The sequence below is a fragment of the Vibrio sp. La 4.2.2 genome (assembly GCF_027586995.1).
GTDB lineage: Bacteria > Pseudomonadota > Gammaproteobacteria > Enterobacterales > Vibrionaceae > Vibrio > Vibrio mediterranei.
In genome coordinates, this window is record NZ_JAPPTJ010000007.1 from 42,113 (window position 1) to 54,176 (window position 12,064).

Here is a 12,064-nt window from a genome sequence, read left to right on the forward strand (position 1 = left end):
TATGTCACAGCATCAATTTCAACCGGACCTTCCGCCGCCAGCCAATACTGTTGGTGTGGTAGGTTGGTTACGAAAGAATCTATTTAATGGCCCTGTTAACTCTCTACTAACGATTGTTTTAGGCTACTTTGCTCTCTCTCTACTTTGGTATGTGTTCGATTGGGCTATTCTCAAAGCAGATTGGGTTGGTACCACTCGCGACGCTTGTTCTAGAGAAGGCGCGTGCTGGGTGTTTATCAGCGTTCGCTGGGAACAGTTCATGTATGGATTCTACCCTCAAGCTGAGTTATGGCGCCCTCGCCTGTTCTACGCAACACTGGCAATTTTCGTTGCTTTGCTTGCTTATGAGCGAACGCCTAAACGTTTATGGATTTGGTTGTTCTTCGTCAACATCTATCCTTTCATCGCCGCTGGCCTCTTATACGGTGGTGTGTTTGGGCTTGAAGTCGTAGAAACACACAAATGGGGTGGTCTACTTGTCACACTGATCATTGCTCTTGTGGGTATTATCGTCTCTCTACCTATTGGTGTAGCGTTAGCATTAGGTCGACGTTCAGAGATGCCGATTATTCGCAGTATCTGTACTGTTTATATCGAAGTATGGCGTGGCGTTCCGCTTATCACTGTTCTGTTTATGGCGTCGGTAATGCTGCCGTTATTTTTCTCAGAAGGTGTAGAAACTGACAAGCTGATTAGAGCATTGATTGGTGTTGTCATGTTCAGTGCGGCTTATATGGCGGAAGTTATTCGTGGTGGTCTACAGGCTATTCCAAAAGGCCAATATGAAGCAGCAGACGCTTTAGGTCTTACTTATTGGAAAAAAATGGGGCTTATTGTGCTACCGCAGGCACTTAAGATTACCATTCCTTCAATCGTAAACACCTTCATCGGTTTATTTAAAGATACCAGTCTAGTACTCATCATTGGTATGTTTGATGTACTGGGTATTGGTCAAGCCGCAAACACCGACCCCGAGTGGCTTGGTTTTGCTACGGAAAGTTATGTATTTGTCGCGTTAGTGTTCTGGGTGTTCTGTTTTGGCATGTCGAGATACTCGATTTGGCTAGAGAACAAGCTGCATACCGGTCACAAACGATAAACGGAAATTCGAGGACGTATTATGACGCAACAAGAAGATTACATGATCCAATTAAAGGACATGAACAAGTGGTACGGCGAGTTTCACGTACTGAAAAATATCAACCTTGACGTTAAAAAGGGTGAAAAAATCGTAATTTGTGGCCCTTCCGGTTCAGGTAAGTCAACGATGATTCGTTGTATTAACCGATTAGAAGAGCATCAAGCAGGACACATTTTTGTCTCTGGTAACGAATTGACTGAAGACCTGAAAAACATCGAAGCGGTGAGACGTGAAGTGGGCATGTGCTTCCAACACTTTAACTTGTTCCCTCACCTCACGGTGCTGGAGAACTGCACGCTTGCTCCTATTTGGGTCAAAAAGATGCCAAAAGAAGAAGCGGAAGCCATTGCGATGAAATATCTTGAGCGCGTTAAAATCCCAGATCAAGCTGACAAATATCCAGGTCAGCTATCTGGTGGACAGCAGCAACGCGTAGCTATCGCTCGCTCATTGTGTATGAACCCGCAGGTTATGTTGTTCGACGAGCCAACGTCAGCTCTCGACCCAGAAATGGTTAGAGAAGTACTGGACGTAATGGTAGAACTCGCAGAGGAAGGAATGACCATGCTGTGTGTAACGCACGAAATGGGTTTTGCAAAAGAGGTTGCCGACCGAGTGATATTTATGGATGCCGGGGAGATAATCGAAGAGAACAATCCTGTTGATTTCTTTGAAAATCCGCAATCAGATCGAACGCAAAACTTCCTAAGTCAGATACTTCATCACTGATTGCTCTGGATGAGAAATGGCGACTTTTTTAAGTCGCCATTTTTACATTGTTTTGCCATTTGCAACGTAGAAATATCGTGTTACAACTTACTACACACTTAACCAATTATTTTTATTATGATTTTGTTCAATGACTTGTATTTGTGGACTTGATTTTTCGAACAAACAGCCCCATAAATAGTCATATAAGTAAAGACAATCATCTATGAGGAAGATTATGAACGATCCTATGGTATCTCGCAGTTCATCTCAAGCGAGTGTACTGCAAACTAACAAAGTATTGCGAAATACTTACGCGCTGCTATCTATGACGCTACTTTGGTCTGCGGTCGTTGCAGCATTTTCTATGGCTATGAACCTGCCTCGCCCAGGTTTGATTATTATGCTGGTTGGCTTCTACGGTTTGCTTTTCCTTACTGAAAAGAACCGCAACAACAGCATGGGCTTGGTATTTACGTTCCTATTTACTGGCTTCCTAGGTTACACAATCGGTCCTATCCTTAACGCTTATGTTGGCGCTGGTATGGGCGATGTTATTGTGACCGCTTTAGGTGGTACTGCTCTAGCGTTCTTAAGCGCGTCGGCTTACGCACTAACAACCAAACGTGACCTATCGTTCCTTAACGGTATGCTTCTAGCTGGTTTCGTTGTGCTGTTGGTAGGTATGGTTGCAAACATCTTCCTACAAATGCCAATGCTATACCTAGCGATGAGCGGAATGTTTATCCTGTTCTCAACAGGCGTTATCTTGCTTACAACTCAGCAAATTGTTCGCGGCGGTGAGACTAACTACATCTCTGCAACTGTAAGCTTGTATGTCTCTATCTACAACATCTTCATCAGCCTACTATCTATCCTAGGTATTATGAACGACGACTAATCAAGTCGCTGGATGTTAAGGAAAGCCCAAGACACGTTCTTGGGCTTTTTTGTATCTAAATACTGATTAAAACCACCCTACCACTCTTGAAAAAAAGCGTGTAACTAAGCTAACCTTGCCACGTGTTTCAATTACAAGATCAAAAACATGTTTGAATTTAACGGTAAAACCATCGAAACTGACGCCGAAGGGTATTTGCTCAATCATCAAGATTGGGAGCCTGCGATGATCGAAACTCTAGCACAAGAGGAAGGTATTGAACTGACCGATGCACATCTAGAGGTTGTAATGTTTGTTCGCGACTTTTATGTGGAGTTTAACACCTCACCAGCGGTACGAATGCTGGTAAAAGCAATGGAAAAGGCACATGGTCCGGAAAAAGGAAACAGTAAATATCTTTTCAAGCTGTTCAAAAAAGGCCCGGCAAAGCAAGCTACAAAACTTGCAGGTTTACCAAAGCCTGCAAAGTGCTTATAAGTACTCAGAGAATTTTAAAACCACTGTAAACAATACTTTGTTCACAAGGCTCTTTGGTCACCGAATCAACCGTTGCGGTCCTTGGGCCTTGCATTAGCCATTCACACAAAGCTTCAACTTTAGTTTGATCACCACATGCAACCACCTCAACCGAGCCATCATATAAGTTTTTAGCATACCCAGTCAGTCCCAATTTTAACCCTTCATGACAAGTGTGGTAACGAAACCCTACTCCTTGAACCATGCCTTTCACAACAACCTTCTGACAAATTTGAGTCATATCTTCTCTCCTGCATGAACAGCGTGCTAAGCTGATTTTAGTTCATCTATACAGTTTCTAAATCAGGTTAACGGAACTCTATTTGCATTTGTTTGAATCTTCACACAAAATAGCCAACCTTTTCTCTGTTTCAACTTCGTAAGGCATCCTATGGCTCCAGCTATTCATCTTGTTAAAGGTCGCGACAAATCACTTCGACGCAAACATCCTTGGATTTTCTCTAGAGGTATTTCTCATGTTGACGGCCAGCCGTCACTTGGCGAAACAGTCGACGTGTTCGCTAGCAATGGCGAGTGGTTAGCTAAGGCTGCATACTCCCCTAACTCTCAGATTCGAGCACGTGTATGGAGCTTTGAAAAGCAAGATATTGACGTTAGCTTTTTTGTCAGCCGTATCAAGCAAGCTCAGTTACTAAGGGAAGACATTATTGAACGAGATGGCTTGACCGGATATCGCTTGATAGCTGCAGAGTCTGATGGTTTACCGGGTATTACCATCGACCGCTATGAAAACTTCCTAGTTTGCCAATTGCTCAGTGCTGGAGCAGAATTCCAAAAGGATGCCCTTGTAGAAGCACTTACGCAGTGCTTCCCAGAATGCTCTATTTACGAGCGTTCTGATGTATCGGTTCGTAAAAAAGAGGGATTAAGAGAACGCACGGGTGTATTGCATGGGGAAACACCATCAAAGCCAGTCGTCATCGAAGAAAATGGCGTAAAAATTAGCGTCGATATCATTAACGGACACAAAACGGGGTTCTACTTGGATCAGCGCGATAGCCGTTATCAAGCACAGAAGTATGTAAAAGATAAAGAAGTACTAAACTGCTTCAGTTATACCGGTGGATTTGGACTTTATGCATTAAAGGGCGGTGCCAAGCGTGTCATTAACGCCGATGTTTCTCAACTGGCTCTTGATACCGCGAAACACAATGCCGAGCTGAATGGTTTCACTGAGAAGAAAAAAGCGGTGTTCCTCAATGCAGATGTCTTCAAGTTATTGCGTGAATACCGAGATCAAGGAACCAAGTTTGATGTAGTTATCATGGATCCGCCAAAGTTTGCCGAATCGAAAGCTCAACTCAATGGCGCTTGTCGCGGCTACAAGGATATCAATATGCTAGCAATGCAGATCTTGAAGCCCGGTGGTACCCTTTTGACTTACTCTTGCTCAGGATTAATGGACGGCGCATTATTCCAAAAAATAATCGCAGACGCCGCTGTAGATGCTAACCGTTCTGTTAAGTTTGTAGAACGATTTGAACAAGCCGCAGACCACCCAACAGATACCGCTTACCCGGAAGGCTTCTACTTGAAAGGGTTTGCTTGTAAAGTCCTCTAGACCTAAAGCACTTTAGAGTCAAGACTCTACATCATTTTCTAAGCCATTCTTTTTTCGAAAAGAATGGCTTTTTTGATTGAGCTGTCTCAAAAATAAGACATTTTTTCATTTCCTTAATTGAATTAACGAATTTCTCTACTATTTTCAATAGTATGTGGCAATGTATAACAAAGCCAACATCTAGCCTGTACCTACCCCTCTTTAGGTTCAAGGTGTGATCGAGCTAGGTTGAAAGAACAAGGTTGTGCGCTATAGTAATTCTATAGCGTGTTACCTAAGTTTATGACTTAACTCGAATAAATAGTAGTGAGTAGAAGTGATGAATTTGCAAGCTCAAAACCAAAAATCAGCAATTCGTCTAGCCAAGGATTAAGGAGAATAACATTGAACAGGTTCACTCTAACAGCAGCCGCTTGTTTTGTAGCCCTTAGCCTTCCGGTTAGCAGTCAAACATTAGAGCAAGCAGTGGCAAACACACTTGCTACTAACCCTGATATTAAAGCCGCTTATAATGAATACGTTAGTAAACGATATGACGCAGAAGCTTCTGTGGGGGCGTATCGACCTAAAGTCGACTTGGACGGTGGTATCGGCTACGAAAGAACGGATTATGACCGTGAAAACTCTTTAAATAGTCGAAACGAGAACTTAACTCGAAAGGAAGTTGGTATTAGTCTTACTCAATTGATTTGGGATGGTAACGAGACATTAAACGATATGGATCGAACTGCTGCGGAAGCAGAGTCTGTGAGATACCAATTACTTGCGGATGCCTCAGACATTGCGCTTGAAGTTGCTCAGATTTATCTCGACGCGACCAAAGCCTACGAGATATTGGCTCTCTCTGAAGCTAATCTAGAAGTACACAAGAAAATATATAAAGACATTAAAAAGCGTGTTGACTCAGGTATTGGTTCAACCGCTGACCTTTCACAAGTCGAAGCTCGTATTGCAAAAGCTCATGGTAACTTACTCGCCGCGCAGAACAACCTTTTCGATACACATACGCAGTTTAAACGCCTAGTAGGGCAAGCCCCTTTGGGCCTCAAATATCCTAGAGCTGATGAAGTCGCTATTCCACCAACCGTAGATGACGCACTAAAAATCGCCATGGAACATCACCCTGTAATCAAAGTCTCTCAGGTGGATGTAGACTCTGCTCGTTTTCAATACCAACAAACTAAAGGGGTTAACTACCCTACCTTCTATATCGATGCGGGCCATAACTGGCGTGACGATGCCGGTGGTAATATCGGTACCGATAATGAAACTCGCGCTATGCTTCGAATGCGTTACAACTTATATAATGGCGGCTCAGATTCCGATCGTACTGAAGCTGCAGCGTACCAACTCAATAAAGCCAAAGACTTCCGTGACAGAACCTACCGCATGGTTGAAGAAGGATTAAAACTCTCTTGGACAGGTTTAGAGTTCACCATTCAACAACGTGAATTTTTGTCCGATCACGTAGACTCTGCTTCTGACACTGTTGTTGCTTACCAAAAACAATACAAGATAGGCAAACGTACTCTTCTTGATGTTCTTAACACCGAAAACGAACTGTTCGAGGCTCGTAAAGGATATTTAGACGCTAAATACGCTGAGCAATTTGCTCGCTATCGAGTGATGAATGCTACTGGCGATTTACTTGCAGCATTACGAGTTGACACTCCAAAAGAGTGGAACGAGAAGGTGGAGTATTAATATGAAACTACAGACCAAATTACTACTATGTGGCCTTGTTTCTCTGCCGCTTTTTGCATCAGCAACAACGCCTGAAAATGATAAATACGACTACATCGCAACTCCTCTTGCCGATCAAAAAGCCGATTTAATCGACGATGATGGTGATGGCGTTATTAATGCCCGTGACTTGTGTATTGCAACTCCGGAGGGCGCTGCGTTAGATAACGATGGTTGTGAACAATATGTCGACGTGTCGAATACGATGGCGTTGAGAATTTTGTTTGATAACGCGTCAACATATATCAAACCAGTATTCCAAACACAAATCAGCCAAATGGCAGACTTCTTAAAGGAGTACCCAGATACCACTATTGAAATTCAAGGCTATGCGAGTGTAGTTGGTAACCCAGAGAAGAACTTGGTACTTTCGAAGAATCGCGCTGAGGTTGTTCGTGAAGCGATCATCAACAACGGTATTGCCCCAGAACGCCTAACTATTGTGGGCTATGGCGATACCCAGCCAGAAGAGCTTGGTGATACCGAGTTTGCACATGCGATGAACAGAAAAGTGGTTGCTTCCGTTGTTGGTTATAAAGGTGAAGTAGAAAAAGAATGGACTATCTTTACTACTATCGGTAAATAGTTCACTCTTCACTCAGTTAAACTAAGAGCGCTATGTATTAGCGCTCTTTTTGTTTTATTTCATTTAGATATTCGGTATCTCATGCTAACCTTGTAGCAATTCTTATTAAGAGTATAAAGTGATGAGTAAATTAACTTCAGATATCGAACAAAACCTTAACCTGTTTATTGAGGAAACCACCCAAAACCAGCTTGTTTGGGGCCTGCGTAATGAAGATGGTTGGTTAGCGTGCGATTCTACTGAGTTCGAAAACACAGAAGTTATGCCGTTTTGGTCGTCTGAGGAAGACGCAAAAACACACAACGTTGAAGAGTGGGCTGATTTTGAAGTGTTACACATCCCACTTGATATCTTTGTAGAAGATTGGCTACTAACTCTCGATGAAGATGGTGTGCTAATCGGTACCAACTGGAACAGTCAGCTAGACGGTAAGGAAATGGAACCATCAGCTATCGCTAAGTTGTACTTAAACGCTAAGTAAACGAAAAAAATAGAGGCTTTCAGCCTCTTTTTTTTATTCTGACTTCTCGTTCAGAGAAGCCATCACTTCAGACTTATTCTCTAAATAATGATTCAGTCCGTTCGCTCGAAGATCACAAGATGGACAATCTCCACAACCGTCGCCAATAACGCCGTTATAGCAGGTTAACGTTTCTTCTCGGATTAACGATAGCGCATTAAACTTATCAGCCAGCGCCCAAGTCTCTGCCTTATCTAACCACATAAGTGGCGTAACAATATCAAACTCTCTGTCCATCCCTTGCACCAAAGCGCTATTCATAGCTTTGATAAAGTCATTTCGACAGTCAGGGTAGCCAGAAAAGTCCGTTTCACATACACCGGTAATGACAGCTTGCGCGCCGATTTGATAGGCGTAAATACCCGCCAGTGTCAGAAACAGTATATTGCGACCCGGCACGAATGAATTCGGCAGACCATTTTCTTGAAGCTCGTGCGAGACAGGAATATCGTCACGAGTTAATGAGCTAATCGCAAGCTCGTTGAGCAAGCTAACGTCCATAACTTTGTGTGCTTTCACGTTGAGCTTGTTTGCCAATGCTTCCGCTACTTCAATCTCTAGCTTATGGCGTTGGCCATAATCAAACGTAATTGCATGTACTTCATCGTACTGCTCAAGTGCTTGGACCAAGCAAGTTGTTGAATCTTGTCCACCACTAAAAACGACTACTGCCTTTTTCATCAATATCTCCTCGCCCTTTAAGCAATACTTAAATATTTATGTGTTTGAACTGATAAACGCCAATTTCTCTGAATACAAGTTTCAATACACAACTCAGTTGCACGTGGCTTCTGGCTGATTGGCTGAAGCGCAATAACCACATCACTCTTTAACTCTACACCCTGTAAAAGCTCATCTAATTGGTCGACGTTTTTTTGCGTCGCAACTGGATGCTTGATTTCATCAGCACGTTCTAACGACGAGGAAAGTACAGGAAGTTTTCCCTTCATTGCCACTTTTGGTGACACCGTAACCCAGGTTACTGGCGTGACTCTTATTTCTGAAGTACCGCTGGTTTCGATTTGGCAACGACATCCAATGGCTTCAAAGGCTTCACATAACGCGGTTAGATCATACTCACAAGGCTCGCCTCCAGTAATCACAATGTGCTTTGCGTTAAACTGCTGCGATTGATACATAGCCACAATTTCCGCTGCGTCGACATCGCTCCACGTGGGGCTGTCACCTTGTTTAGTTATGATTTCTCCAAACGAACGTTGGTCTTCATTATTCGCATCCCATGTCTGCTTCGTATCACACCACGAACAGCCTACGTTACAAATTTGAAGTCGGATAAATACCGCCGGGACGCCGGTAAACATGCCCTCACCTTGGATGGTTTCAAACATCTCGTTGATTTTAAATCGAGTATTACTCATCAAATCATGCCAATTATATAAGATGAGCAGACCTTAAAGGATGCGACCAAGAAATTCAATACAAAGTGTCATACTAAATCTCTGGTAGTGTAACGCGCTTTTTCATATCCTAGAGGCGTTTGATTTATTTCTTTTTTAGGTAAGTAACGTGTATAAACTCATTGCCATCGATATGGATGGAACCCTACTAACATCTGATAAAAAAATCTCTCCGCGTACTAAACAAGCTATCCAATCTGCCAAACAACAAGGCGTCCAAGTGGTGCTTGCATCTGGTCGCCCTCTCAACGGTATGTTAGATGCCCTTAATGAGCTTGGTTTGAACGGTGAAGAAGATTATGTCATCCATTTCAATGGTACCTTTGTACAGAAGGTAGTATCAGGTGACATACTTCATCAACAAATCATCGATGGTCGTCGCGCTAAAGAAGTAGCGAACCTAGCGAAACAGCTCGGCCTGCATTGCCATGCCTTTAGCCGCGAATTGGGTTTGATTGCTACAGAAGCGAATCCTTACACCGACCACGAAGCTGAGATCAATAAGCTAGATATCACCATCTATGATTTTAATAAGCTAGAGGATGATCACGAGATCATCAAAGCGATGATTGTTGGTGAGCCAGCTCAACTAACTGAGGGCATCGGTAAAATCCCAGCGCGCTACCACGACGACTATACCATTGTACAAAGCGCCCCATTCTTCCTTGAGTTTTTGAACCCTTTAAGCAACAAAGGTGAAGGTGTTAAAGTTATTGCCGATCACTTAAATATCCCGTACGAACAAACCATGTGTTTTGGTGATGCAGAAAATGACCATCATATGATCAAATTCGCTGGTAAAGGTGTTGCGATGGCGAACGCCATGCCAGAAACTAAATCCATTGCCGACTATATTACTGACAGTAATGACGATGACGGTGTAGCTAAAGCCATTGAAAAGTTTGTGCTATAGTTTTCATTGTGTTGACTAGATAACATACTGTTTTAAGGAAGAAATATGACTTATCGCCTCCTACTTAACGGAAAGAAAGCTGCTCAAGATGATATTAGAGAAGCCATCTATCAACTCCGTGGTGAAGGTTACCCTATAGAAGTCCGTGTGACTTGGGAAGGAGGCGATATTGAAAGATTAGTACAAGAAGCGGCGGATCAAGGCGTCTCTAGGCTCATTGCTGGAGGTGGCGACGGAACCATAAACGAAGTAGTTGATGCACTTTTAAAAAACAATATCACCACAATGGAAGTTGCGGTTTTGCCACTTGGAACCGCTAACGACTTTGCGACCGCCTGCTCCATCCCAACCAATTCTGCTTACGATGCCTTGCTATTAGCTGTTTCGGGAACGTCTAAGCCAGTTGATGCAGCGAGAGCGAATGACCGTCACTTTGTGAATATCGCTACCGCTGGGTTTGGTGCGCAAGTTACAGCAAACACACCTATTGCCCTAAAAAACTTCCTTGGCGGAGGAGCCTACACGCTCGCAGGCCTCGTTCAAGCCATCAACTTCCAACCTTTTAAAGGCACGGTGAAGTTTGATGGTCAAACTGTCACAAGCAATGTGGTTGTCGGCGCTATTTGCAATGGGAGAATGGCCGGTGGTGGCCAAGCGCTCTCTCCAACCTCCTTTATCAACGACGGCTATTTAGATGTGGTGTCGCTTGAGGAATTCACCCCCAGCGATATCCCTGCCGTAATTGAGGAGTTGATGCAAGATGATGGTTATAGTGGAATGTTCGTTAAACGTAATCAGGTAAAAACCATTGAATGGATTTCCGATGGTATCATGCCTGTAAATTTAGATGGTGAACCTATCGAAGCTACCAATATCGAGTTTTGTGTGCTGCCGAACACAATCCAATTGGTTTTACCAGAGCACTGCCCAATGCTAGTTAGTCACTGATTTTCAGCTTAATGCAAGTAACAAAAAAGCGACCATTTCTGGTCGCTTTTTTTCAATCCAATCAACACTACTTGATGTTAAGGAATGCAGCACCACGAACACCACCAGAATCTCCGTGCTTCGCTTTGACGATTTTCGGACACTTCGCCACAGACATTAGATATTTAGGAATACGCTTAGGCATTTCTTCATAAATAAGGTCGTAGTTAGATAGACCACCGCCTAATGTAACCACATGCGGATCGTTGCCCGTGAAGATGTTAGCGAAACAAATAGCCAACAGCTCCATGAACATATCAACGAACTCAATAGCATCGGCGTCACCAGCTTCACGTGCTTTAATTATGTCGATAGCTTTCTTCTTTTCGCCGTAATAATTTGCATAAAGTAGCTCGAATCCACGTCCAGATAGGTAGTTATCTAAGCACCCTTTCTTACCACAGCCACAATCAAGAAGCGGCGCTTTTTCACCAAGGTGGAACCAAGCATCAATAGGCAGTCGCATATGACCTAGTTCACCGGCTACGTGGTTACGACCAGAGAACACTTTGCCTTCGTAGATCAACCCACCACCAAAGCCAGTTCCAAGAATTAGACCCATTACAGATGGAGCATCTTTCAGTTCGTCATCCCATGCTTCAGACAATGCAAAGCAGTTTGCATCATTCTCAAGTTTCACTTCGCGCCCAATCTTCGCTTCTAAGTCACTACGCAGAGGTTTGCCTTTCGCACATGCAATGTTTACGGTGAGTACAGTTCCGTCGTCAGCGTCTTCCATACCAGGCAGACCAAGACCTACTTTACCTTCGGTTCCAAGTTCTGCATCGTACTTAGCCACTAAACCTGCTAGGGTCTCTACTAGTAGCGGATAATCATCGCCTGGTGTAGGTACACGTTCTGTCGCAACGCGTTCAAGTTTTTCATTAAATGCACCAAATTCAATTTTAGTGCCACCGACATCAAAGCCGTAATACATGCAACTCTCCTTGCTAACCTCAACTTGAGGTAAAAAATAGATAACTGTTGGCATTATCCATATCCCTACCCCCTCAAACCGTGACGCAGAGCGGATTTATGCCCTTGTTCGA

At 43.4% G+C, this 12,064-nt stretch carries 14 protein-coding genes; 10 read left to right on the forward strand and 4 right to left on the reverse strand.

Annotation, left to right across the window (positions count from 1 at the left end; all coding sequences use genetic code 11):
* Window position 1: 1 nt before the first annotated feature.
* From OH456_RS16815 to OH456_RS16830, 4 genes are all read left to right on the forward strand, one after another.
* Window positions 2–1,099 (forward strand): amino acid ABC transporter permease, encoded by a 1,098-nt coding sequence (locus tag OH456_RS16815; protein ID WP_198557846.1) that lies wholly within the window; start codon window positions 2–4, stop codon window positions 1,097–1,099.
* A gap of 21 nt (window positions 1,100–1,120) precedes the next feature.
* Window positions 1,121–1,870, forward strand: coding sequence for an amino acid ABC transporter ATP-binding protein (locus tag OH456_RS16820; protein ID WP_031496112.1), 750 nt, complete (start codon window positions 1,121–1,123; stop codon window positions 1,868–1,870).
* Window positions 1,871–2,087: 217 nt separating this feature from the next.
* Window positions 2,088–2,750 (forward strand): Bax inhibitor-1 family protein, encoded by a 663-nt coding sequence (locus OH456_RS16825; RefSeq protein ID WP_038230452.1) that lies wholly within the window; start codon window positions 2,088–2,090, stop codon window positions 2,748–2,750.
* Between the two features lie 147 nt (window positions 2,751–2,897).
* Window positions 2,898–3,227, forward strand: coding sequence for a TusE/DsrC/DsvC family sulfur relay protein (locus OH456_RS16830; protein WP_124939737.1), 330 nt, complete (start codon window positions 2,898–2,900; stop codon window positions 3,225–3,227).
* Between the two features lie 4 nt (window positions 3,228–3,231).
* Here OH456_RS16830 and yccX read toward each other — a convergent pair whose 3' ends face one another.
* Window positions 3,232–3,507 carry an acylphosphatase gene (gene yccX, locus OH456_RS16835; RefSeq protein WP_006074153.1) on the reverse strand — a complete coding sequence of 92 codons (276 nt, stop codon included), beginning with the start codon at window positions 3,505–3,507 and terminating at the stop codon, window positions 3,232–3,234.
* 150 nt (window positions 3,508–3,657) lie between these two features.
* Here yccX and OH456_RS16840 point away from each other — a divergent pair, with 150 nt between their 5' ends.
* The 4 genes from OH456_RS16840 (at window position 3,658) to OH456_RS16855 (ending at window position 7,658) form a co-directional block, all read left to right on the forward strand.
* Window positions 3,658–4,848 carry a class I SAM-dependent methyltransferase gene (locus OH456_RS16840; RefSeq protein ID WP_006074154.1) on the forward strand — a complete coding sequence of 397 codons (1,191 nt, stop codon included), beginning with the start codon at window positions 3,658–3,660 and terminating at the stop codon, window positions 4,846–4,848.
* A gap of 384 nt (window positions 4,849–5,232) precedes the next feature.
* Window positions 5,233–6,552, forward strand: coding sequence for a TolC family outer membrane protein (locus OH456_RS16845; protein ID WP_006074156.1), 1,320 nt, complete (start codon window positions 5,233–5,235; stop codon window positions 6,550–6,552).
* Between the two features lies 1 nt (window position 6,553).
* Window positions 6,554–7,177, forward strand: coding sequence for an OmpA family protein (locus OH456_RS16850; protein WP_006074157.1), 624 nt, complete (start codon window positions 6,554–6,556; stop codon window positions 7,175–7,177).
* Between the two features lie 121 nt (window positions 7,178–7,298).
* Entirely contained in the window at window positions 7,299–7,658 is a 360-nt protein-coding gene (locus tag OH456_RS16855) for a DUF2750 domain-containing protein (protein ID WP_006074158.1), read from the forward strand.
* 33 nt (window positions 7,659–7,691) lie between these two features.
* On the opposite strand, the gene queC is transcribed toward OH456_RS16855, so the two are convergent.
* Window positions 7,692–8,378: a 7-cyano-7-deazaguanine synthase QueC gene (gene queC, locus OH456_RS16860; RefSeq protein WP_124939739.1), complete on the reverse strand. Its 687-nt coding sequence runs from the start codon at window positions 8,376–8,378 to the stop codon at window positions 7,692–7,694.
* Between the two features lie 17 nt (window positions 8,379–8,395).
* A complete protein-coding gene (gene queE, locus OH456_RS16865; protein WP_006074162.1) occupies window positions 8,396–9,076 on the reverse strand; it encodes a 7-carboxy-7-deazaguanine synthase QueE in 681 nt (226 codons plus the stop codon).
* A 148-nt stretch (window positions 9,077–9,224) separates the two neighbouring features.
* On the opposite strand from queE, the gene OH456_RS16870 reads away from it, so the two are divergent.
* Together OH456_RS16870 and yegS are read left to right on the forward strand one after the other, a co-directional pair.
* Window positions 9,225–10,028 carry a Cof-type HAD-IIB family hydrolase gene (locus OH456_RS16870; RefSeq protein WP_006074164.1) on the forward strand — a complete coding sequence of 268 codons (804 nt, stop codon included), beginning with the start codon at window positions 9,225–9,227 and terminating at the stop codon, window positions 10,026–10,028.
* Between the two features lie 45 nt (window positions 10,029–10,073).
* Window positions 10,074–10,976: a lipid kinase YegS gene (gene yegS / locus OH456_RS16875; RefSeq protein WP_006074166.1), complete on the forward strand. Its 903-nt coding sequence runs from the start codon at window positions 10,074–10,076 to the stop codon at window positions 10,974–10,976.
* A gap of 67 nt (window positions 10,977–11,043) precedes the next feature.
* Here yegS and nagK read toward each other — a convergent pair whose 3' ends face one another.
* Window positions 11,044–11,952: an N-acetylglucosamine kinase gene (gene nagK, locus OH456_RS16880; protein WP_006074168.1), complete on the reverse strand. Its 909-nt coding sequence runs from the start codon at window positions 11,950–11,952 to the stop codon at window positions 11,044–11,046.
* Window positions 11,953–12,064: the final 112 nt, after the last annotated feature.